The sequence below is a fragment of the Ruegeria sp. HKCCD7255 genome (genome assembly GCF_013031565.1).
GTDB lineage: Bacteria > Pseudomonadota > Alphaproteobacteria > Rhodobacterales > Rhodobacteraceae > Ruegeria.
In genome coordinates this window covers 64957-85896 of the sequence record NZ_WQAG01000012.1, presented here as the reverse complement: position 1 = coordinate 85896, position 20940 = coordinate 64957, and the positions used below count along the sequence as shown (strand labels likewise).

Below are 20940 nucleotides of genomic sequence, written 5' to 3'. Positions count from 1 at the left end.
GATGATGAACAAAGAAACAGAATGTGGACGGGACTGATATGGACCTCTTGATGGTCGTACTCTTGCTGGCGATGGCTGCCGTGGTTGTTGTGTTGGTGATCGGTATCGCCAATTTCGGCAAGGCAGGCAAAAACGCTGCGGTCAAAAGCAACAAGATGATGCAGCTTCGCATCCTGTTTCAGTTCATTGCCGTGATGCTGATCGTGCTCTACGTCTATCTGCGCGGAACAGGAGGCTAAGCGGTGGTTGTTCTCAACAAAATCTACACGCGCACCGGCGACGATGGCAAAACGGCTCTGGGCAATGGCGAACGGGTTGCCAAGTATTCGGGCCGTGTGGCCGCCTATGGTACCGTGGATGAGTTGAACTCATTCGTTGGCGTGGCCCGGACAGAGGCCGAGGGCGAAACCGATGCGGCGCTGGCCCGCATTCAGAATGATCTCTTTGATCTGGGCGCTGATTTCTGTCGCCCGGATATGGAAAAGGACGCCGAGGCCGATTACCCGCCGCTTCGCATCGCGCCTGCTCAGATTGACCGGCTTGAGGCCGAGATTGACGCGATGAACGCGGATCTTGAGCCGTTGCGCAGTTTTATCCTGCCCGGAGGGTCGCGTCTGGCAGCCCATTTGCATGTCTGCCGCACTGTGTCTCGCCGCGCCGAACGTCTGGCGGTTGAACTGACCAATATGGAGCCGGTGAACGACGTGGCGGTCAAATATCTCAATCGGCTGAGCGACTGGTTTTTCGTGGCAGCGCGCTGCGCGAACAACGATGGCAAAGACGACGTTCTATGGGTTCCGGGCGCAAACCGCTGACACCCGCGATGTCGGCATGCGTCGAAGACGCCTATACCGTATTCAAGCGGCCCAAACCCACAGCTTTGGAAGTCTGCGAACAGTGTTGCATGTATCCCGAGATCGAGGCCGATTTCTTTATCCCAGATATTCGCGCGCTTCCGCTGCACTACGTCAATGACTGGTTCTTCGCGGCCTCTGATCCGCAAGTTTCACTTGCCCTGTCGCGCTATCTGTTGCCACGCGTGATGGAGCTTTTGGCTCAAGGACACGAGGTTGCAAACGTTGGCATTGAAGTTAGCTTGATGCGCTTTGCCACCGGTTTGCCCGACCGCTGGACACCGCCGGAAGTCGATGTAATCACTCGGTTCACTCTGCTGTTTCTGGACAGTCACAAGCCGGGTGGGCGCAATGCGCAAGACTGCTATCTGGATGACATCCTGTGTATGTTCGCCAGCGCTGGCCACGACCCCGACCCGATGCTGCGACACCTTTGGCAATGGGACGATGCCGATCTGTTCGGCCGTCTGGCCCAAGACTGGAATATCTCGGGCGGGTTTCCAAGCATTTGGTCAACCGCCTTCTGGCCCGAAAATGAATGGAGCCTGCCCGGTCAGGCCGACCGCGCCAGGCAGGTCGCAGAGTGGTATCGCAGCCCCGAGATGATGGAACGCGCCGAACAGGCGATGGCGCGCGCCTCGTTAGATAGCGATCTCAACCGTCATGCAACCTGGGTTCTGGATGCTCTGACCATCTGTTGAACCCCTACCATCAGGCGGGCGCCCTGCCCGCTGTTCGTCGGGTTTTTCTGAAAGAACACATGGAACGCGACGTCTCGTGATGAAAACGTGACGATTTTGCCCTGTCTTCGCACTGCGTGAAGCGCTATTCAGTCCAGCGAGAGCATTGGTGGAGTCGCGACGCGGCTTGCCGTTTTTGTAAGGAGTATACGCAAAAATGAAGGTACTTGTGCCTGTCAAGCGCGTGATCGACTACAACGTGAAGGTTCGCGTCAAAGCGGACGGAAGCGGTGTCGATCTCGCCAATGTCAAAATGTCGATGAACCCGTTCGACGAAATTGCTGTCGAAGAGGCGATCCGCCTGAAAGAAGCAGGCAAGGCCGACGAAGTTGTTGCTGTTTCGATCGGTGTAAAGCAGGCGCAGGAAACCCTGCGTACCGCATTGGCCATGGGTGCTGACCGCGCGATTCTGGTCGTGGCCGCTGATGACGTACACACCGATATCGAACCTCTGGCCGTCGCAAAGATCCTGGCCAAAGTGGTCGAGGAAGAGCAGCCGGGCATTGTTCTGGCGGGCAAACAGGCGATCGACAATGACATGAACGCCACCGGCCAGATGCTGTCGGCCCTGCTGGGTTGGAGCCAGGCGACTTTTGCATCTGAGGTGGATATCGAAGGCGATAGCGCCAAGATCACCCGCGAGGTTGATGGCGGCTTGCAGACCATCAGCGTCAAGATGCCGACCATCGTGACCGTTGACCTGCGCCTGAACGAGCCGCGCTATGCGTCGCTGCCCAACATCATGAAGGCCAAGAAAAAGCCGTTGGATGAGAAAACCGCCGCCGATTACGGCGTCGACGTCACCCCGCGTCTGGAAGTGGTCAAAACCGAAGAGCCGCCAGCGCGCGCCGCTGGTATCATCGTGGGCTCTGTCGACGAGCTGGTCGAGAAACTCAAAGAAGCGGGGGCTGTGTAATGGCTGTACTTCTGCTTGCCGAAGTCAACAATGGTGAACTGGCGCTGGACGCCACAGCCAAGGCTGTCAACGCTGCAAAAGCTCTGGGTGATGTGACCGTTCTGGCCGCAGGTGGCTCGGCCGCCGCTGCCGGTGAGGCCGCTGCCAAGATCGACGGTGTGGCCAAGGTGTTGGTGGCCGAAGATGCATCGCTGGGTCATCGCCTGGCGGAATCGACCGCTGCTTTGATCGTGTCGCTGGCCGATGGTTACGAGCATATCGTGGCCCCTGCGACCACAGACGCCAAGAACGTGATGCCGCGCGTGGCAGCCCTGCTGGACGTGATGGTGATCTCGGATGCATCCGGCGTGGTGGACGGGTCGACCTTTGAGCGTCCGATCTATGCGGGCAACGCGATCCAGACGGTGAAGTCGAACGACGCCAAGAAAGTTGTCACCTTGCGGACTGCAAGCTTTGACGCGGCTGGCGAAGGCGGCTCTGCCCCGGTTGAGACCGTTTCGGTTCCCGGCTCCGCAGGCCTGTCCGAATGGGTTGAAGACAAAGTGGCCGAAAGCGACCGCCCCGAGCTGACCTCGGCCGGTGTTGTTGTGTCCGGTGGACGTGGTGTCGGCTCGGAAGAGGATTTCGCGCTGATCGAAAAACTGGCTGACAAGCTGGGCGCTGCCGTAGGTGCGTCCCGCGCGGCGGTCGACTCGGGGTATGCCCCGAACGACTGGCAGGTGGGTCAAACCGGTAAGGTTGTTGCCCCGGACCTCTATGTCGCCGTCGGTATCTCGGGTGCGATCCAGCACTTGGCCGGTATGAAAGACAGCAAGGTCATCGTCGCGATCAACAAGGACGAAGAGGCACCGATCTTCCAGGTCGCCGATTTCGGATTGGTTGCCGACCTGTTTGCTGCCGTACCCGAACTTACCGAAAAACTGGGTTAAGCCTAATCCCCTGATTTTGGGAAAGGCCCGTCTTTGACGGGCCTTTTTTCATTCCTGACTGTTGATTGACCAAGTCAATGCCTCGGCAATATGCCGATGAGCTGCCGGGCCCATCATGTGTTCCGCTATCGGTTGTTGCAACGTACCAAACAGCATGTCTTCCAACTCATCGGATTCGCCTGACACCTGTACGGGAACAGTAACGATTTCTTTGCTACGATGCTGTAGCGCCTGCACCATGGACGTTTCGATCGGTGCGCAGTCAAATGCACCGCGATTGATCTGCAACCACAGCAGAATGGTCGGAGTCTCTATCTGGTCAAGAAATTGGTTCATGCTCTGCAGCCATTGCTGCTGCAGTTCTTGCCTAATTTTCTCGAAACGGGCCTCAGAAACCGACCGCAATCGCTGTAGCAGATGCTGAACGAAATGCACCTCTGTGAAATCCACTTCGGGAAATAGCGCAACCAGCTCAGCCGTTGGCGCGAGAAACCGGTCGTTTCGACGGACATGTACGCGGTAGAACCTGTTTGACTGGCTGACCGCCGAGGGCAGCTGAACAACGCAAAGACCAGCACCATTGGCCAGATCGATCAGACCGCTATCATGGACCATCGCGTCGATACCGCAAAACAGACTGCCGAAATTCACGCATCGCCGTGTGAGCCGGTCTTCGAGTACTGCCGGAAACGGCGCCTCAACAAATCGGCCAAATGTTTCATCGCCCCCGATGCAGGCAATGTATCCTTGCTCCAAAGGCTGTTTTGGCCCACGAAACGCAAGACCTGAGGTGCCGTACCGGCACACAACATCCGTGGGACCGCCCACGCTGATAGCTTGGTAGCTCATATCACTCACCCATTTTTCACCCGGTCGCCATCTTGCAGCCCCAAGTCTTTAGAAACCGCTAACGCGCGCAATTTACGCAGCTTAGAGTGGCCTCAGCCCCTTGCCGCCCGGACGGAACTGCCGATAATGTCCGGCATATTCAGCGAGCAGAGGCTTAAGCCATGGAAATCAAATCTGTAGGAGTGATCGGCGCCGGTCAGATGGGCAACGGAATTGCGCATGTGTTGGCTCTGGCAGACTATGATGTATTGCTGAATGACATCAGCCAAGATGCGCTGAATGCCGCAATTTCGACGATCGAGGCAAACCTGTCGCGCCAGGCGTCGCGTAGAAAGATCACCGAAGAGGCGGTTTCTGGGGCGTTGAAGCGAATCAGAACCACCCTGAACCTGCCAGACCTGGGGCAAACCGATCTGGTGATCGAGGCCGCCACCGAAAGGGAAACGGTCAAACAGGCGATTTTCGAAGATCTGCAACCACATCTGCAGCCGCATACGATTCTGACGTCTAACACCTCGTCGATCTCGATCACCCGGCTGGCCAGCCGCACGGATCGGCCGGAAAAGTTCATGGGCTTTCACTTTATGAACCCGGTGCCGGTGATGCAGCTGGTGGAATTGATCCGCGGGATTGCAACGGATGAAGAAACGTTTTCGGCCTGTAAAACCGTCGTGGACAAGCTGGGCAAAACCGCGGCCAGTGCCGAGGATTTCCCTGCGTTTATTGTTAACCGCATCCTGATGCCGATGATCAACGAGGCGGTTTATACGCTCTATGAAGGTGTGGGCAGCGTTCAGTCCATTGACCAGTCGATGAAACTGGGGGCCAACCATCCGATGGGGCCGTTGGAACTGGCGGATTTCATCGGGCTGGACACCTGCCTTGCGATCATGAATGTGCTGCATGACGGGCTGGCCGACACCAAATATCGACCCTGTCCGCTGCTTACGAAATATGTCGAAGCCGGATGGCTGGGACGCAAGACGCAACGGGGTTTCTATGACTACCGAGGCGACGTACCTGTTCCCACGCGGTGAACGAAACAGCACCTTCAGGAGGTTTGCGCGACCTGAAGTAGCGGATCAATCCTTGCCAGCTTTGCCCAAAGATAAAGTGTGATTTCTGAGCCAGCCCATAAAGCCGCGCGGGTCACGCTCGAGCAATTCCAAATCCTGATCGGAAATCGGGTCGCCGATGACCGGGGATTGAGGCTTGTTGCAGGACCGAACGATCTCGTGCAGCAGCAATCCCTGACGCAGGATCGGTGAAAGACGATTGGCGATCTGATACCAGCGCGAGTTGCTTCCCGGAAAGAAAATAGGCACGACACGTGCGCCCGAACGGCGGATCATTTTCGCTGTGAACACATTCCATTCCCGCTCGATAGCGGGGCCGAACCAGTCGTCGGACGACATCACCACACCGGACGGGAACAGAGCTACAACACCGCCCTCTTTCAGATGGTCCATTGCTTTGCCGCGCATCTCAAGCATTTTGGCCTGCGCCTCGGGGTCGTGGGGAAACGGGACCGGAATCATGAACGACGTCGCAGCTTCATCCAGGCCGGTCAGGACCGAGCGTGTCAGGATGCGATAGTCGCTGCGGACCCTGCCGATCAACTCGGCCAAGATCATCCCGTCAACCATGCCATGCGGGTGGTTGGCGACAACCACCACCGGGCCCTCTTTCGGAATGCGCGCAATCTGCTCCTGTGAGGTGGTCAGATCGATCCCCATGGTGTTGAGCGCGCCACCCCAGAATTTCTGGCCGCGGTAGTGTTCGTTGCTTTTTTCGAACTTGTTGACCATGCGCAAAATGGTCAGCTTGCCAGTACACCATTCGATGGCGCGAATGGCCGTCGCCGTCCAAGCGTCATCAAAGGAATTTGCGTAGGTCAGCGTTCTACGGTCATAGACTTCGCCCACTTCCGCAGTTTGATCCACGACGGGTGCCGTCTTGCTATGGTGCGTGGTTTCCGCCAATTCCTGGTCTTCCCATCCCTCAGTTTGGCAGCGAAATTTCTGCTTCAGAACCCTTCACCAAACTTATCGTTCACCAAAGTCTCTAACGCGTCTGCCAACGCCTCAGCATCCGGTCCGGACGTCTCGACGTCAATAGTCGTTCCGCGCGATGCTGCCAACATCAAAAGGCCCATTATACTGTCTCCAGACGCAGAAAGACCGTCTTTCGACACCTCGGCATTGGCATCGAACCCTTCTACCACTTCGACCAATTTTGCTGATGCGCGGGCGTGCAGGCCCTTTTCATTTATTATTTTCAGTCTTTTAGTCGTCATTAAAGTCAGTCCAAATCACTCTAACGTCACATTTTGCGCATTTATATATTTGCGTCCAGCTTCCAATGCGCCCCGCACCGCATCAGCCAGCGGCAGGTGGCGGCTTTTGGCCAATTTGATCAGCATGGGGAGATTCGCACCATATAGGATGCGTCGATCCTGCGGGGCGCAGGCGCGCAAGCTCAGATTCGATGGGCTGCCGCCAAAAAGATCAGTGACGACGACGACCCCGTCACCAGCATCTACCGCGTCGGCCGCGCGACAGATTTCGGCTTGTTTTTCCTCTCGGTCATGGTCCGCCTCGATCGAGATGGCGACCAGCCCGGGCTGTTTACCCACCACATGCTGAGTGGCTGCCAGATATTCCTTTGCCAACCCACCATGCGCAACAATTACGATCCCGATCAATCCGGCCTCACATTCAACGATCGACGCTCCATTTCGCGATGCCTTATTGACACCTGCTGACCCGCTTCTGCAAGGGTCTTTGCGACAGCTTCGGCCACGGCGACCGAGCGGTGTTGCCCACCGGTGCATCCAAAAGCTACGGACAAATGCGCCTTGCCTTCGGCCCGAAAGGCAGGAAGCAAAACGATCAGCAGGTCAACGACCCGGTCAAAGAACGCGTCATAGTTTCCATCTGACTGAACATAGGCTGCAACATCTGCATTTCGACCATCCTCGGCGCGCAATTCCGGTCGCCAGTAAGGATTGGCTAGAAACCGGCAATCAAACACCATGTCGAGCCCGCGCGGCAACCCGCGTTTATACGAGAAAGACTCGACTGACACAGCCAAGTGTCGACCACCTTGAGGCGCGAACCACAGCTCAACCTCTTCGCGTAGCTGGTGAACGTTCAGCGCGCTGGTGTCGATCAAACTGTCGGCGATTTCCCGGATCGGCAACAGCAGTTCCTTTTCCTGCTGAATCCCTGTTTCGGGGCTTGCATCTTGGGCAAAGGGATGGCGGCGGCGGGTTTCCGAATATCTCCGCAACAGGACATCGTCATTGCAATCCAGATACAACACGGTCAGGTCGACCTGCGCCATGCGGCCAAGCTTGGCGGCCAACTCAATGAACCCAATGGTCGAAAAATCCCGATTGCGCGCGTCGATGCCCAACGCCATCGGGCCCGAGGGGTCGGCGCCGTCCAACAAACGGGTCAAAAGCCCCATGGGCAGGTTGTCGATCGCCTCAAAGCCGAGATCTTCAAGCACATGAATAGCCGTGGAGCGCCCGGCCCCGGACGGGCCGGTAACCAACACGATACGCTGCTGTGTTGTCACTTGCTCGGCCATTGCGGTTCCACACGCCCTTTCTTTGCCAATTGCATGAGTGCTGCCGGCAAATTGGTCAAGCCGTGCGCGCGAAGCAAGGGAACAGATTGCCCCAGCACAGAAACTTGAACAGGATCGGGCAGGCGCGCGGGCTCTGTTTGATCAAGGTCGATGACATAGGTGATCGGTACAGCCTCGGACGCTACAGCCTGCAATAACCCGATTCCCCGCGCCTCGATCAGGCCGCGTAATCGCGTCGGGGCCACCGCCATCACGGCATCAGCTTGCAGCCAAAGATCGACGCGATCATCCGCAACCAACTGCGCGCCCAGTGCCATCATCTGCAGCGCAAGCGTTGATTTGCCCGAACCGGACGCACCAATCAGCAACAGCCCCTTACCGCCCACAGAAACACAAGTTGCGTGGATACAGGCCTGATCCAGACCTGCTGTTTCGGATAGGGTCGTGACCGTCATGCGTTAGATGGGAAGACCCACCACGAACCGGGCCCCCAATGGGTCCGAAGTGACATCGGCTTCGGTTGGGCGGATGTTTTCAGCCCAGATCACGCCGCCATGGGCCTCGACGATCTGTTTCGAAATCGCCAACCCGAGGCCTGAATTGTTCCCAAAATGCTCTTCCGGGCGCTGCGAGTAGAACCGTTTGAATACCTTGGTAAGCGCCTGATCGGGGATCCCCGGACCAGTATCCTCGACAACCACAAGGACTCGGTTGTCGCGCTGGCGCACCCAGACACGGATAGCATCATTTTCGGTGCAGAAGGAAATCGCGTTGGTGATCAGGTTTACGAAAACCTGCGCCAGACGTGCCTCAAGCCCGTTGATGACAATCGGACCTTTCGGCATGTCGGTGATATAGTCGATCCCCTTCGAGCGCGCGTCTTCACCCAGGAACTGACCGATATTGTTTAGCAGGTTGAGTAGATCAAAGGGCTGTTCAGCTTCTTTGACAAGTTCGGCATCCAGACGCGACGCATTCGAAATGTCACTGACAAGCCGGTCAAGGCGACGCACGTCATGTTCGATCACACCCAGCAGTTTTTCGCGCTGATCATCGCGTTTGACCATGCGCAGCGTACCCACCGCCGATTGCAAACTGGCCAGAGGGTTCTTGATCTCATGCGCGACGTCAGCGGCGAACTGTTCGTTGGCGTCGATCCTGTTGTAAAGCGCGCCAACCATTCCGCGCAGCGCGCGGCTGAGCCGTCCGATCTCATCGGGTCGCGCGCCGAGATCGGGAATGCGGATACGTCCCGGGTTCACCCCTGATCCGCGGTCTTTCCCCATTTCGGCGGCCGCCGCCAGATCAGCCAGCGGATTGGCGATGGTCGAGGCCAGGATCAGGCTAAGACCAATCGAGACCAACAGAGCCACGACGAACATCTGCAAGATACGCTCTTGCTGCTGGCGCGCCAGCGCGTCGATTTCACCCGCAGGACCAGCCATGGCAACCGCACCAACCGGAACCGCATCAAGGTTGATAGGTGCTGCGGCGACGATAACGGTCTCTCCGTGTTCGTCTTTGACGGCCTGCACCTGAATCTCGCCATTCAAAGCGCCGGGTACAATCTGCTGCACCTGTTGCGCCAGAGTCGGCGCCGAATCGGCATCGTAATTACTGAAAATCGCGGACACACCCCGCCAGACGGCGGTCAGCGCGTCACTGATCAGGGTGCGCGCGCTCCCAGCATCACTGTCCGAGCGCATGAGAACGGGCAGATCGATATCCACCGAAGCGCCGCGCGTCCATCCAACCAGAGTACCGGTGCTGTCATACACAAAGACCTCACCCCCTTCGGGCAGGGTCAAACCTGACAGCGTGTCGCGCACGTCCAATGCGGTTGCTTCACCATTGCTTGTGCGACCCGGTTGACGCAGCTGCGTTTCAAACACGTTGCTCACAAGTTGGGCGTCGCCAATCAGGTTGCTGGCGGTTTGTTGCACTCTTTCGGTTCGAGAGTCGTCAAGATACAGCAACCCACCAACCAAGATCACAAGCGCGATCAGGTTGAGCGTGATAATCCGGCGTGCAAGCGGCGAACTGCGCAGCGAAAACAAATTCCGCCGCGAACGTTTCTCGCGCAGTTCAGAAAAATCGGGATCCTGGGGAATGACCCAATCATCCCCAAGAACGACATCGCCGTCCTGCAGTTCTTGTTCCCTATCTGTATCACGCACGAAGATCAGTTATCCCACCAAGATCCGCAGATCTTATTCTTCATTATATCGATACCCGATACCGTACAGCGTTTCGATGGCTGAAAACTCTGGATCAGCCGCGCGCATCTTCTTGCGCAGGCGCTTGATGTGGCTATCGATGGTGCGGTCGTCGACATAGACCTGATCATCATAGGCCACATCCATCAGCTGATCGCGGCTTTTGACAAATCCCGGTCGTTGTGCGAGCGCCTGCAGCAGAAGAAACTCGGTCACGGTCAACGAAACATCGTTGCCTTTCCAACTGACAGCGTGGCGCAGCGGATCCATGCGCAGCTCGCCCCGCTCCATCACCTTGGTATCACCGGTGGTTGTTCCTGCCGCATCCCCATCCGTTGCTTCCTGACGGCGCAACAAAGCGCGAATACGTTCAACCAGCAGACGCTGTGAGAACGGCTTCTTGACATAATCGTCGGCGCCCATCCGCAGACCCAAAACCTCGTCGATCTCATCGTCTTTGGAGGTCAGGAAAATCACCGGCATCTGGGTTTTCTGGCGCAGTCGCTGCAACAGATCCATACCGTCCATGCGGGGCATCTTGATATCCAGAACCGCCATATCGGGCAGCTTCTTGTTGAACGCATCAAGCGCCGCTTGACCGTCATTATAGGTTTCGACCTCAAAGCCTTCCGCTTCGAGCGTCATGGAAACGGACGTCAGGATGTTCCTATCGTCGTCCACCAGTGCAATTTTTGACATCGGGTTTGCCCCTGTTCCTGCTCAATCACGCAATAATGCGCTTATTGTACGCATTTCTGGCGTTTTTAAGGCCGCGAATCAATCCGTATCTGAGAATCGTGCGTTTGTTGTCACACAGATGCGGCAAAAAAGCCTTAACCGGGCCCAGAAACACCTTCGATTTTCCGACAGGAAAAATTGGTTGCGCTAAACCTGAACTTGGTTGCGCTAACTACACCAAACCCTTCTGTTCATGCCCTAAAATGCCATGGTAAGACCCGCTCACCCGCCGGGTATTCCCGGCAAAATACCCAATGTGCGTAGCCGGCAAACACGCCCGGGGCGCCGCCATAGGAGAAGAGTGACATGACATCTGGACGGGTTAACCCGCAATTCCGGCTCGAAGATCAAGGCATCGAGGGTCTGGGCAATGTCTATTACAACTTCATGGAACCGGCGCTGATCGAAGAAGCCCTGAAACGCGATGAAGGAACCCTTGGCCAGGGTGGCGCGTTTCTTGTGACCACCGGCAAATTCACCGGTCGGTCACCTAAAGACAAGCATGTGGTCAAGACCGACAGCGTTGCAGACAGCATCTGGTGGGAAAATAACGCGGCCATGAGCCCGGAAGGGTTTGATGCCCTTCATCAGGATATGCTCGCGCACATGAAAGGCCGCGACTATTTCGTTCAGGATCTCGTTGGTGGTGCTGACCCGACCTATTCGATCAATGTGCGTATGGTCACCGAACTGGCCTGGCACAATCTGTTTATCCGGCACCTGCTGCGCCGTCCGGATCGTGAAGATCTGGATGATTTCGTCGCAGATTTCACCATCATCAACTGCCCCAGCTTTCAGGCAGACCCCAAGAAACACGATTGCCAAAGCGAAACCGTGATCGCGCTGAACTTTGATCGCAAGCTGATCCTGATCGGCGGCACGGAATATGCGGGCGAGAACAAGAAATCCGTCTTTACGCTGCTGAATTATATGCTGCCGGAAAAAGGCGTGATGCCGATGCACTGTTCGGCCAACCATGCGGTCGGCAACCCGGTTGATACGGCAGTTTTCTTTGGCCTGTCCGGCACCGGTAAGACGACTCTGTCAGCAGACCCCGCCCGCATTTTGATTGGCGATGACGAACATGGCTGGTCGGATCGTGGCACCTTCAACTTCGAAGGTGGCTGCTATGCCAAGACCATCAATCTGAGCGCCGAAGCCGAACCCGAGATCTATGCGACCACCAGCAAGTTCGGGACTGTGATCGAAAACATGGTCTTTGACCCAGAAACCAAGGAACTGGATTTCGATGACGACTCCCTGACAGCCAACATGCGCTGTGCCTACCCGCTGGAATATATCTCGAACGCTTCGTCCAGCGCGCTTGGCGGGCATCCGAAAAACATCATCATGTTGACCTGTGATGCCTTTGGTGTGCTGCCGCCCATCGCGCGTCTGACCCCGGCGCAAGCAATGTATCACTTCCTGTCCGGGTTCACCTCAAAGGTGGCAGGCACCGAACGTGGCGTGACCGAGCCGCAGCCCACGTTCTCAACCTGTTTCGGTGCCCCCTTCATGCCGCGCCGTCCCGAAGCCTATGGCAATCTGTTGCGCAACAAGATCGCTCAGCACGGCGCCACATGTTGGCTGGTAAATACCGGCTGGACCGGAGGCGCCTATGGAATTGGCAGCCGGATGCCGATCAAAGCCACCCGCGCCCTGTTGACGGCAGCACTTGAAGGATCGCTGCGGGATGCAGAATTCCGCAAAGATGCGAATTTCGGCTTTGATGTTCCGGTCTCGGTTCCCGGCGTCCCCGAGGTGCTTTTGGACCCGCGTCGCACATGGGATGATCAAGCTGCATTCGACAAACAGGCCGAAAAGCTGGTGCATATGTTTGCCGAAAACTTTGAGCAGTATGTCCCGTTCATCGACGAAGACATAAAGGCCGTCGCAATCGGCTAGTCGGTAAAGGGGCCTCGCGGCCCCTTTCCTTCTTTCCGGTGTGCAATATGTTTCCGCCGGACAACACAACCCATCACGTTGACGCGAACCGGTTCAGAACGCGTTGCGAGGCTGGTTGGCCATAGTCTAAGACTGAGACCATTGCAGCGACGGCACTAGGCGCGTATACGCCGGAGCCGTCGTTCAACTTTGGCTGGCCTTTGCGCGCTCACTCACACCTGCGCTAATGGCTGACCAGATTTTGTAATGGACAGGAAAATGGGGGTGAGTGTTGGTTTCGGCGTTTTGGTAACGCGCCGCTAATCATGGACCGGCACTGAACAACACAGGAATATGATGACAGAAATCTCGAAACTTGCTGAACTTCGCAAACTCATGCAAAGCATGGAGCGTACTCTGGGGCTGGAAGAGCTTTCTCCGGTGGAAAAAGACATCTATTATGCCGCCGAAGAGCTGTCGAAGTCACAGCAAGAGGTTCGCACCTTTGGGTTGATTGAGCATACTTTGGTTCAGAGCGTATCCCGCCCGACCTTTTTTCGCGCTTTGAAGTCTCTGGTTCAAAAGGGTTACCTCTCGCAAAGTGGTAATGCGAACCGCGGGCGCTATGTGGTCAATGCACCGCGGTAACAGATGAACAACAATTTGGCTGACCTTTGTGCGTGACTGGATTTCTGAAACCTTAATCGCCTCGTCGGCCTATGTTCTTGCTTCCATCTTCACCTTCGAGGTGTTGATGCCTTTGCAGAACATGTTCTTTCCGCAGTTTCCAAGCTATGCCAGCTTGCTGTTCCTACCCCACGGCGTACGGGTCCTTGCGGCGTGGTTGTTGGGGTGGCGCGCGATCTTTTCGCTGCTGCCCGGGGTGTTCTTGGTGTTCGTTATGGTCGGCGGTTGGAGCGTGTTTCTGCCCAGCCGACTGTTGGCCATCGTCGTGGCGGTCACGACGGTGCCTGCGGTGTTCTATGCGTTCAAATGGATGGGGTGGGATCTGTTTCCAAAGCCAGATCGACGCCCTTGCTGGTCCTGTGTGATGGGCGTTGGCGTAATTACATCCGTTCTGGTCGCAATCCTGACCAACGCAGCCTTTGGCAGTGCCCGAGTGGAATATATTGCCTTTCTCATCGGCGATATCTCGGGTTTGTTCTTCCTGATGCTTGGTCTATATTTTGCCTTTCGGTTCTGGGACAGGCGGGCCTAGCCCAAAAGCGCACGGCGCAGTAGATTCAACCCGGCGATTAGCAACACCAGCAGCGTCAGCTTTCTGAATTGGGTCTGATCGATGCGGGTTTGAACTGCCAAGCCGCACATCATCCCCGCGATGGCCGGGGGCACAAGCGTGGCCGAGAACAGCGCCGTTTCGGTACGCAGGATACCCGACCCCAGATGCGCGACAACCAGAGCCACGGCCCCAAGGCCATAAATCACCCCTTGGGTCCGCATCTGTTCAGCCTTGGGCGTGTTCAGAGCCGTCAGGTACGATACCGTCGGCGGCCCCCAAACGCCCGAAAACCCGCCAACAAATCCCGCAAGCCCACCAATCAGCGCCTAGATGCGCAGCGACGGGTTTTGCAGCACCAGTTTCACGCCCAAAAGCTGGATCAGGGCGAAAAAAGACACCGGCAGCCCGATCATCAACAAAAGCGCCTGTGGGGACATCACACTGACCAGTTGCGCGCTGACCAAAAGGCAGAGCAAGCCGATGCTCAAAAACACCCGGAACCGACGGATCGACGAGAGCGCCGCGACCGGCCCTTCGCGGAGCGCTTGAACGCCGCTTGTCACAAGTGTCGGCAGGATCAATCCGGCCAAGGCCAAATCCGGCGGCAACATGATGCTAAGCCCTGAAATAAGCACCATCGGCATGGCAAACCCGACCATGCCCTTGATCCATCCCGCGACAAACGCCACCAGAAATGCCAAATACAGATCCTGCGGAGACATGAGTGAAAACAAAGTCATGCCCCTACATAGCACCCAGATTTTTCTCTGCACTGCAAAATTCATCGCGTAACTTTTGAACTTTTTCGCTTCAAATATGGTATTTTTGTTGCGCTGCACGTGCAGCATGATATGACCGGACAACCCAGAGAAGGACGTGATTCATGCCTCATGACGGACAGGATGTGACCACCATGACCCCCGCAGCCGTGTTGCCCGAGCTTCTGACACTCACCCGTGCTGCTTTGCCCGCGGTTCAGACTGTCTATGACCTCGCGCGGGAATCTGTCCGTGAAATGGTTGTGCAAGATGGGCGTGTGTCGGGTGGGTTGATCGAGGCGAACCAGACCGCAGCACATGGCCTGGCCTGGTTGGCCACATATCACCAGTCCTTGCAACAGATGCAGCGCTGGGCCGAGGCCCTGGACGCTGAAGGCAAATTTGCTGAGCTGGAACAACTCTTGCACCAGATCGCTTTTGGCGAGTACCTGCATCAGATCGCCGGTGGAATTCCGATGAACCAGGGTGAAGTTATTCGCCTGCAGGATATGGGTCTCGGTTGGGACGCTTTATCTGGTTTCCAATGCACCGAGGTTCAGACATTGATGGCGCAGGCCAACTCGCAACCCGCGCGTAGCCGGTTGGTTGCGTTGATGCAGGATCAGGCGGGCGCGACCATGTTCGGTGCTTCGGGGTTGGACGATGAACTGGAAATGATCCGCGACCAGTTCCGCCGCTATGCACAGGAAAAGGTCGAACCGAACGCGCATGAATGGCACCTGAAAGACGAGTTGATCCCAATCGAGATCATCGAGGAGCTGGCCGAGATGGGCGTCTTTGGCCTGACCATCCCCGAAGAATTCGGCGGTTTCGGCCTGTCCAAAGCCTTAATGTGCGTGGTGTCGGAAGAACTATCGCGCGGCTATATCGGCGTGGGATCGCTGGGCACCCGCTCCGAGATCGCGGCTGAGTTGATTCTGGCCGGCGGCACAGATGAGCAGAAGGCAAACTGGCTGCCAAAGCTGGCCAGCGCCGAGATTCTGCCAACAGCAGTATTCACCGAACCCAATACCGGCTCGGATCTGGGCAGCCTGCGCACCCGTGCCGTCAAGGATGACAACGGCGACTATCAGATCACCGGCAACAAGACCTGGATCACCCATGCCGCCCGCACCCATGTGATGACCTTGCTGGCCCGCACAAACCCCGACACCAGCGATCATCGCGGGTTGTCGATGTTTTTGGCGGAAAAGACGCCAGGCACGGATGAGAACCCCTTTCCCACCCCCGGCATGACAGGTGGTGAGATCGAAGTTCTGGGCTACCGCGGCATGAAGGAATACGAACTGGGCTTTGACGGATTCCACGTGAAGGGCGAAAACCTGCTGGGTGGCGAAGAGGGCAAAGGCTTCAAACAGCTGATGGAGACTTTCGAATCCGCCCGCATCCAGACCGCAGCCCGCGCCATTGGCGTGGCCCAAAGCGCGCTGGATATCGCAATGCAATACGCGCAGGACCGCAAGCAGTTCGGCAAATCCCTGATCAACTTCCCCCGCGTTTCAGGCAAGCTGGCCATGATGGCGGTCGAGATCATGATTGCCCGGCAACTGACCTATTTCTCGGCCTGGGAAAAAGACAACGGCCATCGCTGTGACCTTGAGGCCGGAATGGCCAAGCTGCTGGGGGCCCGCGTGGCCTGGGCCGCGGCTGACAACGGGTTGCAGATCCATGGTGGCAACGGGTTCGCGCTGGAGTACAAGATCAGCCGCGTGCTGTGTGACGCGCGTATTCTGAACATCTTTGAAGGCGCCGCCGAAATTCAGGCTCAAGTCATTGCGCGACGGCTGCTGGGCTGACGCCCGGTTGTCATCGCGGTTTCCCCACCTGACCCGGCTTCAAGCAGCCGGGTCTTTTTTGGTCAAATTGATCACGCTCTGCAACGGATCGGCCTCGATCCGCCAATTCTGAAACTTTCCCCTAGGAAGACCGGCGCAACGCGACTACTGCACCCAACGAACACGCTTTGACCGAACAGAAGACGAACCAAGAAACATGACCAGACGCCTCTTCGCCCTGTGCCTGACATTTGTCCTCCTTGCTCTCGGAGGGTGTTCCACGACCTACCCCACGGCCAGCCAGACCGACATCGATGCTTTGGCCGCCGAAATCCGCAATCTGGGGCCCAATGTCGACCCCGCCGAGGCGCAGCGCGCCGCCACAATCTCATACGAGTATTCTCAGCGACTGGCGCGAGAGTGGCAGGTGACGGATTCTGCGCTCGTGCACAATGCAAAAATCGCCAACGGGTTTCGCGAAAAAGGTCTGTGCAACGACTGGGCGCAAGCGATGACAGGACGTCTCAACCAGGAAGGCTTTCGAACTCTCGACCTGCATTGGGTGACCTCGCCTCCGACCTCTTGGCGCATCATTCACCATTCAGCCGCCATCAGTGCCAAAGGCGCGACCATGAAAGACAGCATCATCCTTGACCCATGGCGAAACAGCGGTGCCTTGTATTGGGCTCCGCTTCAGGCAGACACGCGATACAACTGGCGACCCCGGCTAGAAGTACGCGACGAGCTTTTGAGCGGGGAAATCGCCTTTTGAGGGCGGTTTCAGCTGAAGTACGGACGCGTTAAGATCACGTGATGACCCGTTTGATCCTGACCCTGCCCTTTGTCGCCCTGTTACAGTGTGACAAGGACGAAACCGTCACAGCCTATGGCGCAGCAGACCGCAGTTGGTCTCTGCAGGAGATTGACGGTCAGCCCTACGCAGCAAGCGCTATCTTGAGCTTTCCAGCAGAGGGCAAGATTGCCGGCAACGCGCCTTGCAACAGCTATTCTGGCACGTTGGACGCCCCTTACCCCTGGTTCGAGATCAAAGACCTGTCCGCGACCCGCGCCGCCTGTGCGGGGCTAGAGGCCGAAGGGACCTTTTTCGCCGCCCTACTTGCGATGACGCAGTCCGAAGTGTCCGGCGATGTGCTGATCCTGCGCAATGAGGATAGGCATGAGATGGTTTTCACAGCCGTCGAGTGAAATGGTCCACGAACCGCCCGCGCGCCTCGGGCAGCGGCGTATGGCCTAGTGACGGCGCGACGCGGTGGTGCAGGAAGTATCCGGTCGTCTCAAGGGCTTGCGCGATCTCGGCATCCGGTGCCGCACCTTCTCCGCGCAGGCAACGCGGCAAGGGCAACAGCTTATCCACCCATTCCCCTGCCCCTTGAGCGCTGACTGCGCGCCCGGTCTTCGGGGACACAAAAACCAGACCCTCGGTTGCGCCAGTCACGGCGCAAGAGGTCAAATCCAGCCCAAAACCCATCGACTCGAGCAGGGTGCGTTCCCAGTGCATATAGGCCAACGGCCAGATCTCATCCTGGCCCAGTAAATCCATCAGCTGTTCGGTTTGTTTGTAAAGCGCCTGATAGGCGGCGCGCTCGGGCAGACAGAATGACAATAGCGCCACCACCGCGTTCAAACCGGACAACGCCAACCGCCCGGAAAAGGCCGCAGCCGCCCGCGATCGCAATGGTTCAACTTGAAACGTGCCCAGATGCTCCTCTAACCGCGCGCGCCACAGAACGTCCAATTGCGCTCCGGGCTGAAGGATCGGCGCGATCTTGCGACTGTTCCCTCCACGCACAACACCCGCATGGCGGCCATGGTCTTCGGTAAAGACCTCGATAATCGCTGCCGTCTCACCATGACGGCGAGAGGTCAGAAGTATGCCGTGATCGCGCCAGTCCAACTGATCTTCAAGTCCAGAAACAAAGGCAGAAAACCTGATCGCACGCGTTATCGCAAGAGCCGTTTGCGACGGCGCATGGATTGGAACCGGAACGCCTGCGCATTGATCAAGGTCAGCGGCAGCAAAACACGCTCTCCCAACCCGTCGATCACCACAAGCTTTCCGTCACGCTCCTGAGCCCGCACGATATTTTGCAGCCCGATATCCCCAACAATGATGCGACCACGATCAAGGTCATCCAAAAGCTCGATCAGCTCTTGTTTCAAGGCATCGCGTTTTGGATCATCCTTTGGCGTTTCGTTGAACTCTTGCGCCAGCGTGCGCGCCATCTGCCCGTCCGGGCCTGTCATCTTCTCGACAGCAATAGCTGGCCCCCTGCTGGTCGCGGCATAGCCGAAAAACCCCGCAAGCCGCCAGATCTCGGGGCATCCCCGGTGCAGAGCAGCAAGGTACTCATTCGCCTCACGGCTCCACTGCCGGAGGTTGCCATACCGGTATTGCGAATACCGTTTGAACAGCCTTTTTTTCGGCTTATCCACGCGCACCTTCAACAAAACGCCGGCATGAACCGGGTGATCAAAGATCTCGTAATTCTGGCTTTTCTGAAGGGGGTGTGCATCGTTCAAATCAAGCATTCACAAAACTTACACATTCGGATTGCCGATAAAAAGAACTGCTCAGTCGTTTCCGATCACATATCAGTAATTTGGCCACAATGATGATGACCCGTCGCGTGTCGAAAAAAGAGTTGCGCGTTGGCTGGGTAATCCCTAATGTTCCCTTTATGTTCTGATTCAGGGAATTCAAAAATGTCACTTAACTATGTCATGATCGGTTCTAACGATGTGCCCAAAGCGCGCGGGTATTACGATGCCGTTGTGTCGAAAATGGGCGGCAAGGTCATCGCCGAATACATGCCGCATGCGGTCTGTTATGAGCTGCGCGGCGGGGGTACCATCTGGGTTGCCACACCGTTCGACAAAGGTGAAGCAACTGTTGGAAATGGCACTATGGTTGGCCTTCTATGTCAAAGTCAGGACGAGGTGCGCGACGTGCATGCGGCGGCTCTGGCAAATGGTGGCACCAACGAAGGCGATCCCGGCGAACGCCCTGACTATGGTCCCAACTTCTTCGGTGCCTATGCCCGCGACCCTGACGGCAACAAAATGAGCTTTGTGTATTTGGGTGAGAACGGCTGATCCTGTCGGCAGCCATGGAAGTTGAAGGGTTGTTATTCCAGCCCTTCTTCACCCAACAAATGCCGCCCTTGCCGGTCTTCGACCTCGATTACCCAAAGATCAGGGTCAAAGCTGCGTTGTTTGGCGATGGCAGAATCCACGTCCAGCTCAGCACCTTTGGAAAGCTCGACCCAAATGCGTTCACCGCTCATCAGGTCAAAGCTGCGCTGAAAGGCAACGGCCTGGCCGTCAAGTGTGTTCAGCTTGACCAGAACGGCGCCTGCGGTGTTGTCCCCATGGGTGACGACAAAGGCCGGGATGTCCTGGAACCGCAACCGGGCCAGATATGCATGAACCCAGAACTCGGCCGTCAGACGCGTCATGCGTTACCGTCTTTGAAATCCAGACCCATTTCCGAATAGCGCTCGGATTCCTCCAGCCAGTTGGGCCGAACTTTGACTTGCAGGAATAGATGGATCTTGCGGTCGAGAAACTCTTCCAGCTCGGTCCGCGCGGCCTGGCTGACCGCCTTGATCGTCTCGCCCTTTTTGCCAAGAACGATGCCCTTGTGGCCGTCGCGCATGACATAGATCACCTGATCGATCTTGGCGGAGCCGTCCTTTCGCTCTTCCCAGCTCTCGGTCTCGACGGTCAGCTGATAGGGCAGTTCCTGATGCAGGCGCAGCGTCAGTTTCTCACGCGTCATTTCAGCAGCGATCATGCGCAGGGGCAGATCAGCGATCTGGTCCTCGGGGTAGAGCCACGGGCCTTCCGGCAGCTTAGCGGCAAGCCATCTGCGCAGGTCATCAACACCGTGGCCTTTCTCGGCCGAAATCATGAAGGTTTCGGCAAAGGGGTATCGCGCGTTCAGATCGCTGGTCAGGGCCAAGAGCTTCTCGCTCGGCACTTTGTCAATCTTGTTGATGGCCAGTGCGATCATCCGGCCCTGTCCGATCTCTTGCAGACCTTCGAGGATGCGTTCGACCCCTTCGGTGATACCGCGATGCGCCTCGACCATCAGCACAACGATATCCGCATCTGCCGCTCCGCCCCACGCGGCGGCCACCATGGCGCGGTCCAAACGCCGACGGGGTTTGAACAGGCCCGGCGTGTCGACAAAGACCAGCTGCGCGTCGCCCTCCATCGCCACGCCACGGATGCGGGCGCGGGTGGTCTGCACCTTATGGGTCACGATTGAGACCTTGGCCCCGACCATGCGGTTCAAAAGAGTGGATTTGCCCGCGTTGGGCTCTCCGATCAGGGCGATAAATCCGGCGCGTGTGGTCATATCTGTTGCGATCCTGGTTGCAGGTGCGCACCCCTATAGCAGATT

25 protein-coding genes and 1 pseudogene are annotated in these 20940 nt (G+C 57.1%); 13 read left to right on the top strand and 13 right to left on the bottom strand.

All coding sequences use genetic code 11. The features are described from left to right. Positions 1–38 precede the first annotated feature (38 nt). The 5 genes from GOX45_RS18440 (at position 39) to GOX45_RS18420 (ending at position 3439) form a co-directional block, all read left to right on the top strand. On the top strand, positions 39–239 hold the full coding sequence (locus GOX45_RS18440; RefSeq protein WP_171102837.1) for a twin transmembrane helix small protein: 201 nt from the start codon (positions 39–41) through the stop codon (positions 237–239). A 3-nt stretch (positions 240–242) separates the two neighbouring features. Beyond that, positions 243–815, top strand: a complete 573-nt coding sequence (locus tag GOX45_RS18435; protein ID WP_171102835.1) for a cob(I)yrinic acid a,c-diamide adenosyltransferase — start codon at positions 243–245, stop codon at positions 813–815. Beyond that, positions 791–1555 carry a hypothetical protein gene (locus tag GOX45_RS18430; protein ID WP_171102833.1) on the top strand — a complete coding sequence of 255 codons (765 nt, stop codon included), beginning with the start codon at positions 791–793 and terminating at the stop codon, positions 1553–1555. The genes GOX45_RS18435 and GOX45_RS18430 overlap by 25 nt, the downstream gene beginning before the upstream one ends. 196 nt (positions 1556–1751) lie before the next feature. Further along, a complete protein-coding gene (locus GOX45_RS18425) occupies positions 1752–2510 on the top strand; it encodes an electron transfer flavoprotein subunit beta/FixA family protein (RefSeq protein WP_171102831.1) in 759 nt (252 codons plus the stop codon). Then, positions 2510–3439, top strand: a complete 930-nt coding sequence (locus GOX45_RS18420) for an electron transfer flavoprotein subunit alpha/FixB family protein (protein WP_171102829.1) — start codon at positions 2510–2512, stop codon at positions 3437–3439. Before GOX45_RS18425 ends, GOX45_RS18420 begins: the two co-directional genes overlap by 1 nt. A 48-nt stretch (positions 3440–3487) precedes the next feature. On the opposite strand, the gene GOX45_RS18415 is transcribed toward GOX45_RS18420, so the two are convergent. Further along, positions 3488–4288, bottom strand: a complete 801-nt coding sequence (locus tag GOX45_RS18415) for a DUF6473 family protein (RefSeq protein ID WP_254446073.1) — start codon at positions 4286–4288, stop codon at positions 3488–3490. 161 nt (positions 4289–4449) lie between these two features. Between GOX45_RS18415 and GOX45_RS18410 the strand changes: the two genes are divergently transcribed. Then, on the top strand, positions 4450–5325 hold the full coding sequence (locus GOX45_RS18410) for a 3-hydroxybutyryl-CoA dehydrogenase (protein ID WP_171102827.1): 876 nt from the start codon (positions 4450–4452) through the stop codon (positions 5323–5325). A 45-nt stretch (positions 5326–5370) separates the two neighbouring features. On the opposite strand, the gene GOX45_RS18405 is transcribed toward GOX45_RS18410, so the two are convergent. Genes GOX45_RS18405 through GOX45_RS18375 form a run of 7 tightly spaced genes read right to left on the bottom strand, consistent with a single transcriptional unit; the run spans position 5371 to position 10797 of the window. Then, positions 5371–6270, bottom strand: a complete 900-nt coding sequence (locus tag GOX45_RS18405) for a lysophospholipid acyltransferase family protein (protein ID WP_171102825.1) — start codon at positions 6268–6270, stop codon at positions 5371–5373. A 44-nt stretch (positions 6271–6314) separates the two neighbouring features. Then, complete coding sequence (locus tag GOX45_RS18400) at positions 6315–6584, bottom strand: HPr family phosphocarrier protein (protein ID WP_171102823.1); 270 nt, start codon at positions 6582–6584, stop codon at positions 6315–6317. Positions 6585–6599: 15 nt separating this feature from the next. Beyond that, positions 6600–6992 (bottom strand): PTS sugar transporter subunit IIA, encoded by a 393-nt coding sequence (locus tag GOX45_RS18395; RefSeq protein ID WP_171102821.1) that lies wholly within the window; start codon positions 6990–6992, stop codon positions 6600–6602. Beyond that, positions 6989–7882: an RNase adapter RapZ gene (rapZ, locus tag GOX45_RS18390; protein ID WP_171102818.1), complete on the bottom strand. Its 894-nt coding sequence runs from the start codon at positions 7880–7882 to the stop codon at positions 6989–6991. The genes GOX45_RS18395 and rapZ overlap by 4 nt, the downstream gene beginning before the upstream one ends. Further along, positions 7867–8337, bottom strand: a complete 471-nt coding sequence (locus GOX45_RS18385) for an HPr kinase/phosphorylase (RefSeq protein ID WP_171102816.1) — start codon at positions 8335–8337, stop codon at positions 7867–7869. The genes rapZ and GOX45_RS18385 overlap by 16 nt, the downstream gene beginning before the upstream one ends. A 3-nt stretch (positions 8338–8340) precedes the next feature. Next, positions 8341–10059, bottom strand: a complete 1719-nt coding sequence (locus GOX45_RS18380; RefSeq protein WP_171102814.1) for a sensor histidine kinase — start codon at positions 10057–10059, stop codon at positions 8341–8343. Between the two features lie 33 nt (positions 10060–10092). Beyond that, the gene (locus tag GOX45_RS18375; protein WP_171102812.1) at positions 10093–10797 is read right to left on the bottom strand and encodes a response regulator transcription factor; all 705 of its coding nucleotides are present in this window, start codon (positions 10795–10797) and stop codon (positions 10093–10095) included. 345 nt (positions 10798–11142) lie between these two features. On the opposite strand from GOX45_RS18375, the gene GOX45_RS18370 reads away from it, so the two are divergent. The 3 genes from GOX45_RS18370 (at position 11143) to GOX45_RS18360 (ending at position 13939) form a co-directional block, all read left to right on the top strand. Then, on the top strand, positions 11143–12741 hold the full coding sequence (locus GOX45_RS18370; protein ID WP_171102810.1) for a phosphoenolpyruvate carboxykinase: 1599 nt from the start codon (positions 11143–11145) through the stop codon (positions 12739–12741). Positions 12742–13077: 336 nt separating this feature from the next. Continuing rightward, positions 13078–13368, top strand: coding sequence for a hypothetical protein (locus GOX45_RS18365; protein ID WP_171102808.1), 291 nt, complete (start codon positions 13078–13080; stop codon positions 13366–13368). Positions 13369–13396: 28 nt separating this feature from the next. After that, positions 13397–13939, top strand: coding sequence for a hypothetical protein (locus GOX45_RS18360; RefSeq protein WP_171102806.1), 543 nt, complete (start codon positions 13397–13399; stop codon positions 13937–13939). Here the strand turns inward: GOX45_RS18360 and GOX45_RS18355 are convergent. Beyond that, positions 13936–14700 (bottom strand): annotated as a pseudogene (locus tag GOX45_RS18355) (sulfite exporter TauE/SafE family protein). The gene GOX45_RS18360 and the pseudogene GOX45_RS18355 overlap by 4 nt on opposite strands. Before the next feature lie 143 nt (positions 14701–14843). Here GOX45_RS18355 and GOX45_RS18350 point away from each other — a divergent pair. The 3 genes from GOX45_RS18350 (at position 14844) to GOX45_RS18340 (ending at position 17720) form a co-directional block, all read left to right on the top strand. After that, complete coding sequence (locus GOX45_RS18350) at positions 14844–16535, top strand: acyl-CoA dehydrogenase family protein (protein WP_171102804.1); 1692 nt, start codon at positions 14844–14846, stop codon at positions 16533–16535. 196 nt (positions 16536–16731) lie between these two features. Next, positions 16732–17286: a hypothetical protein gene (locus GOX45_RS18345; protein ID WP_171102802.1), complete on the top strand. Its 555-nt coding sequence runs from the start codon at positions 16732–16734 to the stop codon at positions 17284–17286. Positions 17287–17327: 41 nt separating this feature from the next. After that, positions 17328–17720 (top strand): META domain-containing protein, encoded by a 393-nt coding sequence (locus GOX45_RS18340; RefSeq protein WP_171102800.1) that lies wholly within the window; start codon positions 17328–17330, stop codon positions 17718–17720. Here GOX45_RS18340 and recO read toward each other — a convergent pair. Both recO and GOX45_RS18330 read right to left on the bottom strand, forming a co-directional pair. Then, positions 17704–18429, bottom strand: coding sequence for a DNA repair protein RecO (recO, locus tag GOX45_RS18335; RefSeq protein WP_171102798.1), 726 nt, complete (start codon positions 18427–18429; stop codon positions 17704–17706). The genes GOX45_RS18340 and recO overlap by 17 nt on opposite strands. Before the next feature lie 47 nt (positions 18430–18476). Further along, positions 18477–19064, bottom strand: coding sequence for a YrbL family protein (locus GOX45_RS18330; protein ID WP_171102796.1), 588 nt, complete (start codon positions 19062–19064; stop codon positions 18477–18479). Between the two features lie 174 nt (positions 19065–19238). On the opposite strand from GOX45_RS18330, the gene GOX45_RS18325 reads away from it, so the two are divergent. Further along, positions 19239–19628, top strand: a complete 390-nt coding sequence (locus tag GOX45_RS18325) for a VOC family protein (protein WP_171102794.1) — start codon at positions 19239–19241, stop codon at positions 19626–19628. A 32-nt stretch (positions 19629–19660) separates the two neighbouring features. On the opposite strand, the gene GOX45_RS18320 is transcribed toward GOX45_RS18325, so the two are convergent. Both GOX45_RS18320 and era read right to left on the bottom strand, forming a co-directional pair. Then, a complete protein-coding gene (locus GOX45_RS18320) occupies positions 19661–19990 on the bottom strand; it encodes a DUF1491 family protein (RefSeq protein WP_171102793.1) in 330 nt (109 codons plus the stop codon). Further along, a complete protein-coding gene (era, locus tag GOX45_RS18315) occupies positions 19987–20895 on the bottom strand; it encodes a GTPase Era (protein ID WP_171102791.1) in 909 nt (302 codons plus the stop codon). Before era ends, GOX45_RS18320 begins: the two co-directional genes overlap by 4 nt. Between the last annotated feature and the right edge of the window lie 45 nt (positions 20896–20940).